The sequence below is a fragment of the Streptococcus sp. HMSC078H03 genome (assembly GCF_001808655.1).
Lineage (GTDB): Bacteria > Bacillota > Bacilli > Lactobacillales > Streptococcaceae > Streptococcus > Streptococcus salivarius_G.
Genome location: NZ_KV794072.1, coordinates 181,410 through 199,386, shown reverse-complemented (window position 1 = coordinate 199,386; position 17,977 = coordinate 181,410). Strand labels below are relative to the sequence as shown.

General features: G+C 37.1%; 16 protein-coding genes. All 16 read left to right on the top strand.

The window, feature by feature from the left end:
• The first annotated feature begins 26 nt into the window (after window positions 1-26).
• The 16 genes from yfmF (at window position 27) to dnaB (ending at window position 17,957) form a co-directional block, all read left to right on the top strand.
• Window positions 27-1,277, top strand: a complete 1,251-nt coding sequence (yfmF, locus tag HMPREF2607_RS01145) for an EF-P 5-aminopentanol modification-associated protein YfmF (protein ID WP_070475428.1) — start codon at window positions 27-29, stop codon at window positions 1,275-1,277.
• A gap of 1 nt (window position 1,278) precedes the next feature.
• Window positions 1,279-2,556, top strand: coding sequence for an EF-P 5-aminopentanol modification-associated protein YfmH (gene yfmH, locus HMPREF2607_RS01140; protein ID WP_070475426.1), 1,278 nt, complete (start codon window positions 1,279-1,281; stop codon window positions 2,554-2,556).
• 58 nt (window positions 2,557-2,614) lie between these two features.
• On the top strand, window positions 2,615-3,472 hold the full coding sequence (locus HMPREF2607_RS01135) for a helix-turn-helix domain-containing protein (RefSeq protein ID WP_070475424.1): 858 nt from the start codon (window positions 2,615-2,617) through the stop codon (window positions 3,470-3,472).
• Window positions 3,473-3,484: 12 nt separating this feature from the next.
• Window positions 3,485-4,027 (top strand): CDP-diacylglycerol--glycerol-3-phosphate 3-phosphatidyltransferase, encoded by a 543-nt coding sequence (gene pgsA, locus HMPREF2607_RS01130; RefSeq protein ID WP_070475423.1) that lies wholly within the window; start codon window positions 3,485-3,487, stop codon window positions 4,025-4,027.
• Between the two features lie 12 nt (window positions 4,028-4,039).
• Complete coding sequence (locus HMPREF2607_RS01125; protein ID WP_002892176.1) at window positions 4,040-4,870, top strand: energy-coupling factor ABC transporter ATP-binding protein; 831 nt, start codon at window positions 4,040-4,042, stop codon at window positions 4,868-4,870.
• The gene (locus HMPREF2607_RS01120) at window positions 4,846-5,688 is read left to right on the top strand and encodes an energy-coupling factor transporter ATPase (RefSeq protein WP_070475421.1); all 843 of its coding nucleotides are present in this window, start codon (window positions 4,846-4,848) and stop codon (window positions 5,686-5,688) included. The genes HMPREF2607_RS01125 and HMPREF2607_RS01120 overlap by 25 nt, the downstream gene beginning before the upstream one ends.
• Complete coding sequence (locus HMPREF2607_RS01115; RefSeq protein WP_048790840.1) at window positions 5,681-6,475, top strand: energy-coupling factor transporter transmembrane component T family protein; 795 nt, start codon at window positions 5,681-5,683, stop codon at window positions 6,473-6,475. The genes HMPREF2607_RS01120 and HMPREF2607_RS01115 overlap by 8 nt, the downstream gene beginning before the upstream one ends.
• 300 nt (window positions 6,476-6,775) lie before the next feature.
• Entirely contained in the window at window positions 6,776-7,348 is a 573-nt protein-coding gene (locus tag HMPREF2607_RS01110) for an aggregation-promoting factor (protein WP_021144752.1), read from the top strand.
• A 183-nt stretch (window positions 7,349-7,531) separates the two neighbouring features.
• Window positions 7,532-8,230, top strand: coding sequence for a transglycosylase SLT domain-containing protein (locus HMPREF2607_RS01105; protein WP_021144751.1), 699 nt, complete (start codon window positions 7,532-7,534; stop codon window positions 8,228-8,230).
• A gap of 135 nt (window positions 8,231-8,365) precedes the next feature.
• Window positions 8,366-10,075 (top strand): glycosyltransferase family protein, encoded by a 1,710-nt coding sequence (locus tag HMPREF2607_RS01100; protein ID WP_070475419.1) that lies wholly within the window; start codon window positions 8,366-8,368, stop codon window positions 10,073-10,075.
• Window positions 10,076-10,219: 144 nt separating this feature from the next.
• Window positions 10,220-11,341: a tRNA 2-thiouridine(34) synthase MnmA gene (gene mnmA, locus HMPREF2607_RS01095; RefSeq protein ID WP_070475416.1), complete on the top strand. Its 1,122-nt coding sequence runs from the start codon at window positions 10,220-10,222 to the stop codon at window positions 11,339-11,341.
• Between the two features lie 19 nt (window positions 11,342-11,360).
• Window positions 11,361-11,975 (top strand): MarC family protein, encoded by a 615-nt coding sequence (locus HMPREF2607_RS01090; protein ID WP_002887106.1) that lies wholly within the window; start codon window positions 11,361-11,363, stop codon window positions 11,973-11,975.
• Between the two features lie 177 nt (window positions 11,976-12,152).
• Window positions 12,153-14,054: a tRNA uridine-5-carboxymethylaminomethyl(34) synthesis enzyme MnmG gene (gene mnmG, locus HMPREF2607_RS01085; RefSeq protein ID WP_070475414.1), complete on the top strand. Its 1,902-nt coding sequence runs from the start codon at window positions 12,153-12,155 to the stop codon at window positions 14,052-14,054.
• A gap of 73 nt (window positions 14,055-14,127) precedes the next feature.
• On the top strand, window positions 14,128-16,092 hold the full coding sequence (locus HMPREF2607_RS01080) for a DHH family phosphoesterase (RefSeq protein WP_013991330.1): 1,965 nt from the start codon (window positions 14,128-14,130) through the stop codon (window positions 16,090-16,092).
• Between the two features lies 1 nt (window position 16,093).
• Entirely contained in the window at window positions 16,094-16,552 is a 459-nt protein-coding gene (gene rplI, locus HMPREF2607_RS01075; protein WP_002885729.1) for a 50S ribosomal protein L9, read from the top strand.
• 43 nt (window positions 16,553-16,595) lie between these two features.
• The gene (gene dnaB, locus HMPREF2607_RS01070) at window positions 16,596-17,957 is read left to right on the top strand and encodes a replicative DNA helicase (RefSeq protein WP_002885809.1); all 1,362 of its coding nucleotides are present in this window, start codon (window positions 16,596-16,598) and stop codon (window positions 17,955-17,957) included.
• Window positions 17,958-17,977: the final 20 nt, after the last annotated feature.

Here is a 17,977-nt window from a genome sequence, read left to right as displayed (position 1 = left end):
AAGCATAAACTTTTTAGAGGTTATCAATGAAAATTGCTGATGGTGTCTATGTACACTTCATTCCAACACAAAAATATAAAACTAATCGTATTGTTTTTCGAATGACAGGTTCTTTGAATAAACAAACAATTGCTAAACGAGCTCTGGTTTCACAAATGTTGGCTACAGCCAATCAGACGTATCCAACAGTACAGTCTTTTAAAGAGAGATTAGCTTCTCTTTATGGAACACAGTTGTCAACTAGAGTGTTAACTAAAGGGTTGACACATAGTGTTGACATAGAGTTGACGTACCTGAAAGATGCCTTTATCCCTACGAATAATGGATTATTTTGGGAAGTTCTAGGATTTTTGAAAGAGTGTCTTTACAAGCCACTGTCAAGAGTAGCTCAATACCAAAATAAAGTATTTGATATAGAGAAACAAAATTTAAAGACCTACCTTGATGTTGACACAGAGAATAATTACTATTACAGTGAAGTTAAGGGAAGAGAGCTTTATTTTGTAAATGAGGGCTTGAAAGTTCCCAAATATGGTCAAGCAGAACTTGTTGAAGTCGAGACTTCGTTTACAGCTTATCAAGAATTTCAAAGTATGTTGACAAGAGATCGTATTGATATCTTTATGGTTGGAGAATTTGATGATTATCAAGTACTCCAAGGTTTACATCGTTTTCCTTTGGAGGGACGTCAATTTGATTTACAGTTTAGCTATAGTCAACCTTGTGTCAATGTGGTGAAAGAAAAGATAGAACCTAGACAGAGTAGTCAATCTATTTTACAATTAGGGTACCAATTTTCATGTCAATATGGAGATAAAGATTACTTTGCTTTAATTGTATTCAATGCCATGTTTGGTGAATTTGCCCACTCTGCTTTATTTACAACGCTTCGAGAAAAGGAAGGATTGGCTTATTCAATTAGTAGTCAATTTGATGTCTTTACAGGTTTACTAGAAGTTTACGCTGGAATTGAAAAATCTAATAGAAATCAGGCTATGCGAGGAATTAGTAGAGAATTGAATTATATTAAATTAGGACGTTTTTCAAGTTCTCTCCTGAATCAAACCAAAAAAATCATACGAATGAATGCCCTACTCTCTGAAGATCATGCCTTAACATTGGTGGAACAACGTTTTAATAAGGTGATTTTTGGCGATAAAAGTCTTTCATTAGAGAATTGGTTAGATGAGATTGAGAAGGTTACTAAAAAAGATGTTTGCCGTGTAGCGCGTCAAGTTAAGCTACAGAGTTTGTTCTTTTTAGAAGGAGTGTCTTAGAATGGCTGCTTTGAAGAAACGTTATTATCAAAAAATTGATGAAGAAGTTTATTCAGCAATTTTAGATAATGGTATGTCTTTATCAATTATTAAGAAAAAAGGATTTTTAGAAAAAGCCGCCTTTTTGTCAACGAATTTTGGGGCGCTAGATAATCACTTTTATATTGATGGTGAGTTACAATCTTATCCTGCAGGTATTGCTCATTTTCTGGAACACAAGCTATTTGAGGATGAGCAGGGAAGGGATGTGACATTGGATTTTGTCAAGCTTGGAGCTGATGTCAATGCTTTTACAACCTTGGATAAGACAACATATTATTTCTCTACCCTTGATCACTTTGAGGAGTCTTTAGAACTTTTATTAAAGTTTACATCGAAGTTTACAAGTTCCGAAGATGCTGTCAACCATGAAAAAAGAATTATTGAACAAGAAATAAATATGTATCAGGATGATCCTGATTATAGAGTATATCTGGGTTGTTTACAAAGTTTGTATCCCAATACTATATTAGGGCAAGACATTGCTGGAAGTGTTGATAGCATTGAAAAAATTACTGTAAAGGATTTGAAAGATAATTTTGATTGCTTTTACAAACCAGCAAACTGTCATCTCGTTTTGGTAGGTGATTTTGATGTTGAAGATATTTACACTTTTGTCAATGAAAAACAAAGTGAGTTTACACTACCTGAGAGTATAGTTGAAAAAGAAAAGAACCCGATTGAGTCAGATATCCAAAAATTAGATAGTCTTCAAATGGAGATTTTCATCTCAAAGCTAGCCATTGGTTTTAAGAGTGTTCCTTTTACTGATAATCGTATGAGAGAAAACATAATGGTACAGTTATTGTTTAATTTACTGTTTGGCTGGACGTCTCCTTATTATCAAAATTGGTATGCTGAAGGAAAAATAGATGAGTCTGTGTCAATTGAATACGAAGTATCTAATCGATATTCATTTGTCATTATGACTATGGACACTGCAGAACCTATCCGTATGTCAAGTTTAATTCGTCAAGTGATGACGTCGGCAGATAAAAAAAGACTGTTGACGGATGAGGCATTGGATTTGCAAAAGAAAGCTTTGTATGGTGAATTTTTACGTAGTCTAGATAATATCCAGAATTTAGGAAGTCAGTATTTAGCTTATTTTGAGAATGATAAAACATACTTTGATTTTGGTCAGGAACTGATGAGCATTACTTCCAAGGATTTGAAGGATTTTTTGAATCATTATCTCTCAAATATAGAGATTACCGATTTTGTTGTCTTCCCTAAATAAGTGATTATTTGCTATAATAGAGACACGAAAACAAAGAAGAATATTAGAAAGGGGAAAAATGAAGTTACACTCTCTAGGTGAGCAATTACGTGCAGCACGTATAAAGAAAGAATTAAGTTTATATGATGTAGAAAAAATTTCTGGAGTCGAAGCTCAGTTTCTTCTGGCTATGGAAATGGATCAACTTAAAGCTTTGCCAGAGGACATTCAGCAAGAAGCGCTTGAAAAGTATGCCACTTCGGTTGGTTTAGATGGAAAGCGTCTGTTTGAGGAGCAGAGACAGAACGAGCAAAAACTAAAAAAAGAAAAGAAACCAGTTGAACGTAAGGAAGAAAGCTTAGCTACCAAAGCTCCTATGTCACGCTTTTTAAAGCATAAACGTGAAGAAAAAAGAAAGTCTAACTATCTACCTTTACTAATTCTTAGTGCGGTTTCGTTGCTTATCATTTGTTCAGTAGGTTATATTATTATTAGACATCTTTCTAATCAACCTCAGGTGATAAAACCGAATATTATCTCTACAGTTAATCATCTATCAACGGCTAGTAAGGCTAAATCGTCACGAAGCATTTCTGAGGTTACCGTTTCGGGGGCAAATGTAACAACGACAACTCAAGGAAATCAGCTAATGGTTGATTTCTCCAATGTAAATTCTTCAGTAGTTTTAGATGTAGAGTTATCAGAAAATAATGATGACACCTGGTTTTCAGTAGATAATTCAGAGACTTCAGAGAGTTACCTCCTTTCAAAAACGAAAAATTCAAAATACTCTTTAGATTTTTCTGATAAAACGAAACCCACTCAAATTATTATTGCTCAATCTTCAAAAGTAACTCTAAAGGTAAATGGGGAGTCACTTGATTTATCGCAATTAGATAAAAATACACCTAGCTACCTAACATTAAGAATCCAATAGAATCGAGAAGAAATGTTTAAAAAAGAAAATTTACCTAACTTATTGACACTTGCTAGAATTATTTTGATTCCTATCTTTTTATTGATGACATCACTTGCGTCAAGTAATATCATGCATATTGCTGCGGCGGTTGTCTTTGCTGTTGCCAGTATTACAGATTATTTGGATGGCTATTTGGCACGAAAATGGCATGTTGTTACTAATTTCGGGAAATTTGCAGATCCATTAGCGGATAAAATGTTGGTAATGTCAGCTTTTATTATGCTAGTAGGTATTAATCAAGCGCCATCCTGGGTAGTTTCAGTTATTATCTGTCGTGAGCTTGCAGTCACAGGTCTTCGTCTTTTATTAGTGGAAAACGGAGGTACAGTTCTCGCTGCAGCTATGCCTGGTAAGATTAAGACAGTGACTCAGATGTTATCTATCATTCTATTATTGTGTCATTTGCATTTTATTGGAACAATTATGCTTTATATCGCTTTGTTCTTTACAATTTACTCAGGCTATGATTATTTCAAAGGTGCAGGTTTCTTATTTAAGGATACTTTCAAGTAGTACGATAAACAAATGATTGAAATAAAAAATTTAAAGTTTAAATATCATCAAGATCAACCATCCTATATTCTTGATGATGTATCGTTTCACGTGAAACGTGGGGAGTGGCTATCCATTGTAGGGCATAATGGTTCTGGAAAATCCACGACAGCACGTCTTATTGACGGACTATTAGTGGCAGAGTCTGGGCAGATTATCGTTGATGGTCAAGAATTAACAGAAGAGAATGTCTGGGATATTCGTGATAAGATTGGCATGGTCTTTCAAAATCCAGATAATCAATTTGTTGGGGCAACTGTTGAAGACGATGTTGCTTTTGGTCTTGAAAATAAAGGTGTTCCCTATGAAGAAATGGCTTCAAGAGTTCAAGAGGCTCTGGAATTTGTAGGAATGTCAGAATTTAAGGATAGAGAGCCAGCTAGATTATCTGGAGGTCAAAAACAACGTGTGGCTATCGCAGGTATTGTAGCTATGAGACCATCAATTTTGATTTTGGATGAGGCAACTAGCATGCTGGACCCAGAAGGTCGCCAGGAATTGATTCAATCTATTAAAGCTATCCGTAAAGAATACGGAATGACTGTTTTATCAATTACTCATGATCTCGATGAGGTCGCTTTGAGCGACCGTGTTTTGGTTTTGAAAAAAGGTAAAGTGGAGTCTGTTTCAAGTCCTCGTGAACTATTTAGTAGAGGCACAGAGTTGGTTGACTTAGGTTTGGATATCCCTTTTAGTGCATTATTAACTCAAAAGCTAAGAAATAAAGGTCTGATAGAGTGTGAAGACTATCTGACAGAAAAGGAATTGGTAGAACAATTATGGGAATCTCTCTCGAAAATGTAAGTTATATCTATCAAGCGGGTACTCCTTTTGAGGGGCGTGCCCTTTTTGAATTGACAACGACGATAAAAGATGGTTCATATACAGCCTTTATTGGACATACAGGAAGTGGTAAATCTACTATTATGCAGCTCTTGAATGGCCTTTATTTACCCACTAGTGGTCAGGTTCAAGTTGATGATACGATCATAACCAGTCAATCAAAGAACAAGGACATAAAACCAATTCGTAAGAAAGTAGGTTTAGTTTTTCAATTTCCAGAAAGTCAGTTATTTGCAGAGACTGTTTTAGAAGATGTTGCCTTTGGACCTCAAAATTTCGGAGTTTCTAAGGAAGAAGCAGAACAACGTGCTATTGAAAGTCTAAAATTAGTTGGACTCCCGGAAGAATTTCATGGACAGAATCCTTTTGATTTATCAGGAGGGCAAATGCGACGTGTTGCCATTGCAGGGATTCTAGCTATGCAACCAGATATTCTGGTGCTGGATGAACCGACTGCAGGTCTAGATCCACAGGGCCGGAAGGAATTGATGTCTCTCTTTAAGGAGTTACATCTTTCTGGAATGACGATTGTTTTAGTTACTCACTTGATGGATGATGTTGCCGATTATGCAACAGCTGTGAATGTTATGGAAAAAGGGCAACTAGTGTTGACGGGAGCTCCTAAAGATGTTTTTCAAAAGGTTACTTTTCTTAAAGAAAAGCAATTAGGTGTTCCTAAAATTACAGAGTTTGCACTACAGCTACAAGAAAAAGGTTATCGATTTGAAACTCTCCCTATTACAATCGAGGAATTCGTAGAGGTGTTGTCGCATGGATAAGTTAATTATTGGACGTTATATTGTTGGGGACTCTTTTATACACCGATTAGATCCTAGAAGTAAATTATTAGCCATGTTGATTTATATTGTTATTATCTTTTGGGCTAATAATCCTTTAACTTATGCTGTAATAACTTTATTTACACTTTTCTTGGTTTTCTTGTCTAAAATAAAACTTGGTTTCTTTTTAGGTGGAATTAAACCAATGATTTGGATTATTTTATTTTCTACCCTATTTCAAGTTTTCTTCAATACAAAAGGGAGTGTGCTTTGGTCTATCGGCTTTTTAAAGATTACGGAAGTCGGTTTAAATCAAGGTTGGATGATATTTCTTAGATTTATCCTCATTATTAGTTTTTCTACCCTACTTACTCTAACGACAACACCTTTAAGTTTATCTGATGCAGTTGAATCACTTTTAAAACCACTTACTGTTTTCAAAGTGCCAGCACATGAAATTGGTTTAATGCTATCTTTGAGTCTACGTTTTGTACCAACTTTGATGGATGATACGACTCGTATTATGAATGCTCAAAAGGCGCGTGGTGTTGACTTTGGTGAAGGAAATATTATTCAGAAAGTACGGTCAATAATACCTATTTTAATTCCTTTGTTTGCATCAAGCTTTAAACGAGCAGATGCTCTGGCGATTGCTATGGAAGCACGAGGCTATCAAGGTGGTGAAGGACGAATAAAATATCGTCGACTTTCATGGAATGGTCGAGATACCTTATCAATTATTGCTATTTTATCTTTAGGATTAATGCTTTTTTATCTTAAGAGTTAATTCGTTGAGATAAATAAAAACTAGGTCTTAAGACCTAGAAGTTTTAGATGGACGCCCACGTAGGCGTTCTTTTTTCGTCTAATCCCAACCTACTTGTAATATTTTTAATATCCCTAACAAGGGGATGTTATATTTCCAAGGTATCATAGATACATGGTTATAGTTCTTCAGCTTAATCTGGATTGAAAAATCCCTATATAGAATAAGCCAGTTGATTTACCCATTAGTCATAAACAATAAAATAACTTAAAATCTTTGACTAATATGGATTGGACTATAAATAGATAAAGGAGCATCATCATGCAAAAAAAGAATACATCTAACACTAAAAAATTAGGTCTTTTTGGACTTGTTACAGTAGCGACACTTGGAGCAACAGCTTTAGCTAATGCAGAAACTTACACGGTTCAAAAAGGCGATACTCTTTCAGCTATTGCTAAGAAGAATGGTACGACCGTAGATGAAATCGTTTCAAAAAACGGTATTCAAGACGCCAATAAGATTTCTATTGGTCAAAACTTAACAATTAATGAAACAACTGAAGAGACTACAGAACCTTCAGCTACAACAGAAGCAGCTGTTGAATCAACACAATCAACAGAGTCTACACAAAGTGAAGATACTCAAGCAACCAATACAAATCTTTCTTCTTCAGAGGCAGCTGCCAAAGAAGAAATCGCTCAACGTGAGTCAAGCGGTAGCTATACAGCTCAAAATGGGCAATATTATGGACGTTACCAATTAGCATCATCATATTTGAACGGAGACTTATCTCCTGAAAATCAAGAGAAGGTAGCAGATAATTATGTCGCAAGCCGTTATGGTTCATGGACAGCAGCTCTTGCTTTCTGGAATGCTAATGGTTGGTACTAAATCATTATTACTGACTTATGAGGAAAACTAGTCAAACCTCATACAAATAAGGGAAAAATGCCAGATTTTTGGCATTTTTTTATTAAAATGATAAATCATTGTAACATTAGACATAATACAAATAATCGGCAGTAATATTACTAAGTTATGATGAATGTAACTAGAATTAACTAGGAGGGATTTATGTTTAAAAAAAGTTATAAGGGACGCCGTATCAAATTAGCAGCGAAGAAATCATTGGCGGTACCAGTGGCAATTGTAACAAGTTTTATTGTCATTTTGGCAGTATCACTGTCTACACTAATTAATAAAGGGTTGGTTAATGCATTTTCAGATTCTGTTACCCCAGCACCTTCAACAGCATCAACAACGTCAGAATCGACAGCAGATTTAGTTAAATCAACAGAAATTAGCTCAAGTAAAGAGAATAAAGCTAATAAAGAAAAGGTTGAAGAAAGTAAGCCTCAGTCAGAAACAACAGGAGAATCGGTAGAAGCAGCTGAAAAGTCTCAGTCAGATACTGCTACTACAAGCGCTGCTTCAACAAATACTGATACTACGTCGACTCAAAATACTGGAACAGCTCCTTCGGTTGCTGCAACTGGTAGCGGGTCAGTTGTTCTCTCAAATGGGAACACTGCAGGAGAAGTTGGTTCTTATGCGGCGGCACAGATGGCAGCAGCTACTGGTGTTCCTCAGTCAACTTGGGAGTCTATTATTGCGCGTGAGTCAAATGGTGATCATACTGCAGCAAATGGTTCAGGTGCATCAGGTCTTTTTCAAACAATGCCTGGATGGGGCTCTACTGCAACAGTTGAGGATCAAATTCAATCAGCCTTGAATGCCTATAATGCACAAGGTTTGTCAGCTTGGAATTACTAATATTAAATATTAATAGAAGTTGGGAGCATACTCTCAGCTTTTTAATTTGGATGTAGGAAATCTGTTTTATAGAGCTTTTGTTATTACTAGGTAGGGCATGGCCTTTTTGTTATAATAGGAATGAAAGGTATAGCAATGAAACAAATTTTTAAATTAAGAGAAAAGTTGTGGGTTTCTCTTATTATTATAGCTTTTGCTGTGTTATTGGTTACACCACAACTATTTACAAGAAAAGTCATTTTAGGTTCAGATTCCATCTTTCACTATAACAGGTTCTATGAAGCTGCTATGCAACTAAAAAATGGTAACCTTTCTTACTTTTTATCTTTATATGGATTCCAACAGTCAGGCCGCATTGTCAATGCTCTTTACGGTCCTTTTTTTGCCTATTTACAAGGAGGGCTTATTTTAATAAGTGGCACTTGGTTTCGTTATCAGATTGTGTCAAGGGTATTACTACATATACTAGCCGAGTCCTCAATGTATGCCTTGCTCAAGCAGTGTAAAGTTAAGACAACAATTTCCTTGTCACTAGGTTTACTCTATGCGACAACATTCTCTATCCAATACTGGACGATGCGACAGGGTTTCTCTAGTTGGGGAGCAGCTTTACTACCTTTTTGTTTTATTCCAGCAATTCACTATGTCTTTTATCAAAAAGTAGAACCAATTAGACTTGCCTTATCTATGGCATTGATTTTTCAGGTTCACGTACTCAGTGCTTTGATATTAGTGATGATGTATCTTCCTTTTTATCTTTACACTTTTGTAAAGTCTCCTATAGCTAAGAAAAAGGAAACCTTCGTACAAGTCCTTATAGCAGTCATTCTGTTCCTCTTACTGACTGTCAATGTCTGGTTAGTACTCCTATATTTGAGAGGGACTAATCATCTCCTAGATCCATTTATAAATAGAGAAATTGGTAAGAATGGGATAGATGGGACAGCAAGATACTGGCTATATACCCCAATTTCATTAATGGTGTTACTCATTTTACAGTTTCTTTACGCTGTTTTGAATTGGAAGAAATTTGCTAGATGGAAAAAAATACTGCATTTTATTTATTTTGTCTTTTTCTTCTTGTCGACAGGTCTTTTTCCGTGGCAGTATCTAGTAGAAAATGGAAATACATTTGCTGAACTGATCCAATTTCCATTTAGGTTCTTTGTTCCTGCTACCATTTTACTTTTAGCAATTACGGGGTTAACGGTCACGCGATTTGTAAACTGGCGAAAAAGTATTGCTGTTTTACTCTTTGCCTTTGCGGGTGTTGGTCTCATTCAGAATATGATGGATACTACCGATCGTGTAAAAACTGCGGCACAAGATGGTGAACTTATTTCCATTGTTAAACATACTTACGTTGAAGGAGATTATCAGACGATAAGTCTTACCATGAATGACAGTGACTTGTCACAGTTTTTAAATTTAGTTGTCAAACCCACACCAGATTACGTACCTATTTATGGGACAATAGGTAAGCAGAACACTTATGATCTTTATTACGAAAATATCGTTACGAATCAGAAGGCAGAAAAGCTACTAGAAGATGGTTATCTTGTATTAACTTGGCAAGCTGCTGAAGGGGAGGAACTGAATCTACCGATAGTTGTCTATAAAGATTCTATCTTGACACTAAATGGTAAAGAACTAAACAAGGATGACTATGACTTGTCAACGATTGGTACACCGACCGTTTCCTCACAAGAAGGACAAAATAAACTTGTATTAAGTTATAAGGAGCCAGGATGGCTATTTGTAGCGTTATTGATTCCAATAATAGTCTTAGGAGTAATAGGTTTACAGTGGCTTTACACGAAAATAAGTATCAAAAAGGTTGCCTAGTGGTAACCTTTTTGCATTATTCTTTAATCATGATATAATTAAGCTTGCGTGCTTTTACGCTTCAAAATCGACCTTCAAATCGATATTTGAATAACTAGACCCTTCAAGTCTATGTTAATTTTTATTTGATGGGAGGAGTTATCTATGACTGATAATTCAAAAACACGTGTTGTTGTCGGTATGAGTGGTGGCGTTGATTCATCAGTAACAGCCTTACTTTTAAAAGAGCAAGGTTATGATGTAATCGGTGTTTTCATGAAAAACTGGGATGACACAGATGAATTTGGTGTGTGTACAGCAACCGAAGATTATAAAGATGTAGCAGCAGTAGCTGATCAGATTGGTATCCCCTATTACTCTGTCAACTTTGAAAAAGAGTACTGGGATCGTGTATTTGAGTATTTCTTAGCAGAGTACCGTGCAGGCCGTACCCCTAATCCAGACGTTATGTGTAATAAGGAAATCAAGTTTAAGGCTTTCTTAGATTATGCGATGACATTGGGAGCGGATTATGTGGCTACAGGACATTACGCTCAAGTTGTTCGCAATGAAGACGGCATTGTCCATATGTTGCGTGGTGCAGATAACAATAAAGATCAAACCTACTTCCTTAGTCAACTTTCGCAAGAGCAGTTGCAGAAAACGATGTTTCCTTTAGGACATCTACAAAAACCAGAAGTTCGTGAGATTGCTGAACGTGCAGGTCTTGCAACAGCCAAGAAAAAAGATTCAACAGGAATATGTTTTATTGGTGAGAAAAACTTTAAAGAGTTTCTTAGTCAATACTTACCAGCTCAAAAAGGTCGTATGATGACTGTCGATGGTCGTGATATGGGTGAACACAATGGACTCATGTATTATACCATTGGTCAACGTGGTGGTATGGGTATTGGTGGCCAAAAAGGTGGAGATAATGCTCCTTGGTTTGTAGTAGGAAAAGATCTTTCTAAAAATATTCTTTACGTAGGTCAAGGTTTCCACCATGAGTCGTTGATGTCAACTTCTCTTGACGCTTCAATGATTCACTTTACTCGAGATATGCCAGAAGAATTTGAAATGGAATGTACAGCAAAATTCCGTTATCGTCAACCTGATAGTAAAGTTACTGTAAAGGTTAAAGGTGATAAAGCAGAGGTTATTTTTGCTGAACCTCAGCGTGCTATTACACCTGGTCAAGCCGTTGTTTTCTATGATGGTCAGGAATGTTTAGGCGGCGGTATTATTGACCAGGCGTATAAAGACGGAAAAGTTTGTCAGTATATCTAACTGGAGTTGAGTAAAAACGATGAGTTCACAATTTTTTTATGCATTTATGGCATTTTTCGCTATAATGAACCCAATTTCAAATCTTCCTGCTTACATGGCTTTAGTAGCAGATGATAGTCAAAAAATTTCACGAAAAATTGCTTTTAGGAGTCTTTTGATTGCCTTTGTTATTATAACTGTTTTTATCTTTTCAGGAGATTTCATTTTTAAAGTATTTGGAATTACAATTGTTTCTTTCAGAATTGCTGGCGGAATATTAGTGGCTGTTATCGGTTATCATATGATTAATGGTAATCATTCACCCAGCTATAAAGGAATGGAGCAGCAAGCAGTAAATTCAGATCCAATGTCTATTGCTATTTCTCCTCTTGCAATGCCACTTTTTGCAGGACCAGGTACAATTACAACTGCTTTAAGTCTGGCTAATGGAGGTTTGCAGAATCAACTGATAACCGTAGTTGCTTTTGCCCTACTATGTGTCATCACTTATCTCCTGTTAAGAAGTGCAAAACAAATTGCAGGCTTCTTGGGTGAAAATTTAATGAAAATTATCACGAAAATGATGGGACTTTTACTATTCTCCATAGGTATACAGATGATTATCGTCAGTGTGCAGACCTTGCTCAAACAGTGATTTGCATTGACAAAATGATTTGATTTGATAAAATAATTTTAACAATAGTCATGATGGTCAAAGCTCATGAGAATTGTGCGTTTTTGCGTACAGTTTTCTGGAGTTTTGGCTATTTTTGTAGGAAAAAACAAAGAAAGGATGGGCAGCTGATTGTAAATCACTGCATAAATCTAAAAAATGTCTTACGAGTTTGATGAAAATTTTGATGTAATTGTTGTTGGTGCTGGTCACGCTGGTGTGGAAGCTAGCTTAGCTGCAGCCCGCATGGGATGTAAGGTTTTATTAGCGACTATTAACCTAGAGATGTTGGCTTTTATGCCATGTAATCCTTCTATTGGGGGATCTGCCAAGGGGATTGTTGTCCGTGAGATTGATGCCCTTGGTGGAGAGATGGGTAAAAATATTGATAAAACTTATATTCAGATGAAAATGTTGAATACCGGTAAGGGACCTGCTGTCAGAGCTTTACGTGCACAAGCCGATAAAGCCTTGTATGCTATGACAATGAAGCATACAGTTGAGCGTCAGGAAAACCTGACTCTACGTCAGTCCATGGTTGATGAAATTCTTGTTGAAGATGGTAAGGTAGTTGGTGTAAGAACAGCCACAAATCAAAAATATGGAGCTAAAGCGGTTGTTGTCACAACAGGAACAGCTTTGCGTGGTGAAATTATCCTAGGTGAGCTCAAATATTCTTCAGGTCCTAATAATAGTCTTGCATCTGTTACATTGGCAGATAACTTGAGGGATCTTGGCCTTGAAATAGGAAGATTTAAAACAGGTACCCCTCCTCGTGTCAAGGCATCATCAATTAATTATGAAGAAACTGAAATTCAACCAGGTGACGAAAAGCCGAATCATTTTTCATTCTTGTCAAAGGATGAAGATTATCTTCAGGATCAAATTCCTTGTTGGCTAACTTATACGAATCAAGAGAGCCACGATATTATCAATAATAATTTACACCGTGCCCCAATGTTTTCAGGTATTGTCAAGGGGGTAGGACCTCGCTATTGTCCATCAATCGAAGATAAAATTGTCCGATTTGCTGACAAGAATCGCCATCAACTTTTCCTTGAACCTGAAGGAAGAGAGACTGAGGAAGTCTATGTGCAAGGCCTATCAACTAGTCTGCCAGAAGATGTTCAAAAAGAGTTGATTCACTCAATTAAAGGTCTCGAAAAGGCAGAGATGATGCGAACTGGTTATGCGATTGAATATGATATCGTGCTCCCTCATCAACTACGTGCAACACTTGAAACGAAGTTGATTTCAGGTCTCTTTACAGCAGGACAGACCAACGGAACTTCTGGATACGAGGAGGCAGCAGGTCAAGGTCTAGTTGCTGGTATCAATGCGGCTCTTAAAGTTCAAGGTAAACCTGAGCTTATTCTCAAACGTAGTGATGCCTATATTGGTGTAATGATTGACGATCTTGTCACGAAAGGAACTTTGGAGCCATATCGTTTATTGACATCACGCGCAGAGTATCGTCTCATATTACGTCATGATAATGCTGACATGCGCTTGACACCTATTGGTCGAGAAGTTGGTTTGGTTGACGATGAACGTTGGCGTATCTTTGAAATTAAGAAAAATCAGTTTGACAGCGAATTGACACGTTTGTCAAAAGAAAAGTTAAAACCTATTAAAGAAACGAATGAAAAAATTCAAGCTCTAGGCTTTAAGCCATTGACAGATGCCATGACAGCTAAAGAGTTTATGCGTAGACCAGAGATTGATTACGCCACAGCTACTCAGTTTGTAGGTCCAGCTGCAGAAGATTTGGACGCGAAGATAGTAGAGTTGCTTGAGACCGAAATCAAGTATGAAGGTTATATTAATAAAGCTTTGGATCAAGTAGCTAAGATGAAGCGTATGGAAGAAAAGAGGATTCCAAAAAATATTGATTGGGATGCTATTGATTCCATCGCTACCGAAGCTCGTCAAAAATTTAAGAAAATCAATCCTGAGACCTTTGGTCAAGCGAGTCGTATTTCAGGGGTCAACCCAGCAGATATCTCAATTCTGATGGTTTATCTTGAAGGTAATAATAAGGCCCGCAGGAAAGTAGACTAACGGTGCTAACACGTTTAAAAGCCTTTTAATTAAGGCTTTTTTATGTTATAATTATTAGATTAAGAGGTTTTATATGAAAAGATTTCACTTTGCAACGATTCATCTTGTAATGATTGGGCTAATTCTTTTTGGAATTGCTACTATTTTTGTTCGCGTACTAAAATCGGAGTCTGCACTCATTTTTGCGCTTTTTATTATTATGGTAGTAGTAGTTGCCTTATTGCATTACCAAAAGACAACATATGAGTCCTTAGAAATAGAGCAATTAGATGAACTGAATCAGGATGTTGAAGATTCTTTGAAGACCCTTCTCGGAAAGATGCCTGTTGGGGTTATTACTTTTGATGAGAACGATCATATTGAATGGTTCAACCCCTATGCGAAGCTAGTACTTTCGGATGAAAATGGAAATTTCAATAAGCAGTTGATTGCGGATTTTATTTCCCAGAAACGAAAGGGGTCACCTTCGAATGTGATAACCGTTGGTGATAATAAATATGCCGCTTTTGTGGATTTTGACAATAAGTTGACATATTTTATTGACAATGTTTATGATCAAGATGAAAATGCTGATCCAAATATGACTCGTCCTGTTATCGGGATTATTTCAGTTGATAACTACGACGATGTGACAGGAAGTTTACCTGATGCCGATGTTTCAAAAATCAACACATTTGTGGCAGGGTTTATTTCTGAGTTTGCTAAGGCCAAGCATATTCATTATCGACGTATTGAAGGTGATCGTTTTTACTTCTTCACCAACTACAGTGTTTTGACAGAATTCATGGATCAAAAGTTTTCTGTCTTGGATGACTTCCGTCAGCAGGCTCAGGAGCGTGGTTTACCACTGACTTTGAGCATGGGAATTTCATTTGGTACGCTTAAGCATGATCAAATCGGTCAGGTTGCCTTGCAGAATCTGAATATCGCACTAGTTCGCGGTGGAGATCAAGCTGTTGTCAAGGAAAACGATGATCACAAGGAACTTCTTTATTTTGGAGGAGGTTCTGTTTCAACAGTAAAACGTTCTCGTACAAGAACAAGGGCTATGATGACTGCAATCTCTGATAAGTTGAAAACAGTCGAAAAAGTGTTTGTTGTCGGACATAAGAATCTCGATATGGATGCTCTAGGAGCAACGGTCGGTATGGCTCATTTTGCCAGTCAAATTGTTCGAAAAAGCTATGCTGTTTACGATGATACGGCTATGAATGCAGATATTGAGCGTGCAGTCGAACGGCTAAAAGAAGATGGTCAGTCACCTCTTATTACACTTTCAGAGGCCGAAGAGTTAGTCAACCAACATTCGTTGTTAATTATGGTTGACCATTCTAAAATCAATTTAACCTTATCTAAGGATTTTTATGATCGATTTAATGAAGTTATTGTTGTAGACCATCACCGTCGAGATGATGATTTTCCTGAAAATGCTGTTTTGACCTTTATTGAAAGTGGGGCGAGCTCAGCCTGTGAATTGGTTACGGAGTTATTGCAATTCCAAGGTGCCCCAGAACGTTTAAGTAAAATCCAAGCCTCTATCCTTATGGCAGGTATCATGTTGGATACTAAAAATTTCTCAACTCGTGTGACTAGTCGAACCTTTGATGTCGCTTCTTATCTGCGTAGTTTAGGAAGTGATAGTGGAGAAATCCAAACGATTTCTGCCACTGATTTTGAAGAGTATCGACGTATCAATGAGCTAATTCTAGCAGGTGAACGTATTACAGATGATATCATTGTTGCCTCAGGTGATAATCCTAAATGTTATAATAATGTTGTGATTTCTAAGGCAGCAGATACGATGCTTGCCATGGCAGGTATCGAAGCAACTTTTGTTGTCGCTAGGACAAGTGATTCTACTGTGAATATATCTGCTCGAAGCCATAAAACGATTAATGTACAACGTATTATGGAGAAAATGGGTGGTGGAGGCCATTTCAACTTAGCGGCCTGCCAATTGCGAGACTGTAGTGTTGCTCAAGCAAAAAATAAATTGATTGAAACTATTATGGGAGAATTGGCTCCCAAGGAGGACTAAAATGAAAGTTATTTTCTTACAAGACGTTAAAGGTAAAGGTAAAAAAGGCGAAATTAAAGAAGTACCATCAGGTTACGCTCAAAACTTCTTGATTAAAAAGAATCTTGCCAAGGAAGCGACAAACCAAGCTATCGGTGAGTTGAAAGGTAAGCAAAAATCTGAAGAAAAACATGCAGCAGAGTTGTTGGCTGAAGCGAAGCAAGTTAAAGAGCAACTTGAAAAAGAAGAAAATCGTCTTCAATTTACTGAGAAGGTCGGACCAGACGGACGTACTTTTGGTTCAATTACAGCCAAAAAGATTGCAGAAGGACTTCAAAAACAATTTGGTATTAAAGTTGATAAACGCCATATTGAACTTGAACATCCTATTCGTGCGATTGGTCTAATTGAGGTTCCTGTAAAGCTTCATAAAGAAGTGAGTGCACAAATTAAACTTAACATCAAAAATAGTGCTGAGTAATTCGTTGACACTATAAGTAAATCTTGTAAAGGAGGGAATAATTGTGGCAGAAGCTCAAGAATTACGAGTGCAACCTCATGATTTAGTAGCGGAACAGTCTGTTCTAGGGGCTATTTTCATTAACCCGGAAAAGTTGATTACAGTTCGAGAGTTTATCGAAGCAGACGACTTTTACAAGTATTCCCATCGTGTCATTTTTAAAGCAATGGTAACGCTGTCGGATCGAAATGATGCCATTGATGCCACGACAGTACGCACCATTCTAGATGACCAAGATGACCTCCAAAACATAGGGGGTATTTCTTATCTTGTAGATTTGGTCAATAGTGTCCCAACATCCGCAAATGCTGAGTACTATGCTAAGATTGTGGCTGAGAAAGCCATGCTTCGCCGTATTATAAATAGATTGACAGAGACTGTCAACCAAGCATATGAGGGCGCTACTGAATCTGATGAAATTATTGCGAATGCTGAGAAAGCCTTAGTTGATGTCTCAGAGCATAGCAATCGTAGTGGTTTCCGCAAAATATCAGAAGTTCTTGATGTCAATTTTAATACTTTGGAGATGCGTTCACAGCAAACATCAGATGTTACTGGGTTACCGACAGGTTTCCGTGACCTTGACAAGATTACAACAGGTTTACACCCTGATCAATTAATTATTTTAGCAGCTCGTCCCGCAGTTGGTAAAACGGCCTTTGTGTTGAACATTGCTCAGAATGTTGGCACCAAGCAAAATAAAGCTGTTGCAGTCTTTTCTCTAGAGATGGGTGCAGAAAGCTTGGTTGATCGTATGTTGGCAGCTGAAGGGATGATTGATTCCCATGCTTTACGTACAGGTCAATTGACAGAGCAAGATTGGAATAATGTGATGATTGCTCAAGGGGCATTGGCTGAGGCACCTATTTATATAGATGATACCCCTGGTATAAAGATTACTGAGATTCGTGCACGGTCCCGTAAATTGTCACAAGAAGTAGAGGGTGGTCTCGGTCTCATTGTGATTGACTATTTGCAGTTGATTACAGGGACGCGACCAGAAAATCGCCAACAAGAGGTTTCAGATATTTCAAGACAGTTAAAAATTCTGGCCAAGGAGCTTAAAGTTCCTGTAATTGCCTTGAGTCAGTTATCTCGTGGGGTTGAACAACGTCAGGATAAACGTCCAGTCTTGTCTGATATTCGTGAGTCAGGATCTATCGAGCAGGATGCCGATATTGTAGCCTTCTTATATCGTGATGATTACTACCGAAAAGAGGGTGAAGAACCAGAGAATGCGATTGAAGATAATACCATCGAAGTTATCCTAGAAAAAAACCGTGCTGGTGCGCGTGGAACAGTCAAGTTACTATTCCAAAAAGAATACAATAAATTTTCATCGATTGCTCAGTTTGAGGAATCATAATTTTCAGATTTAAGGAGATA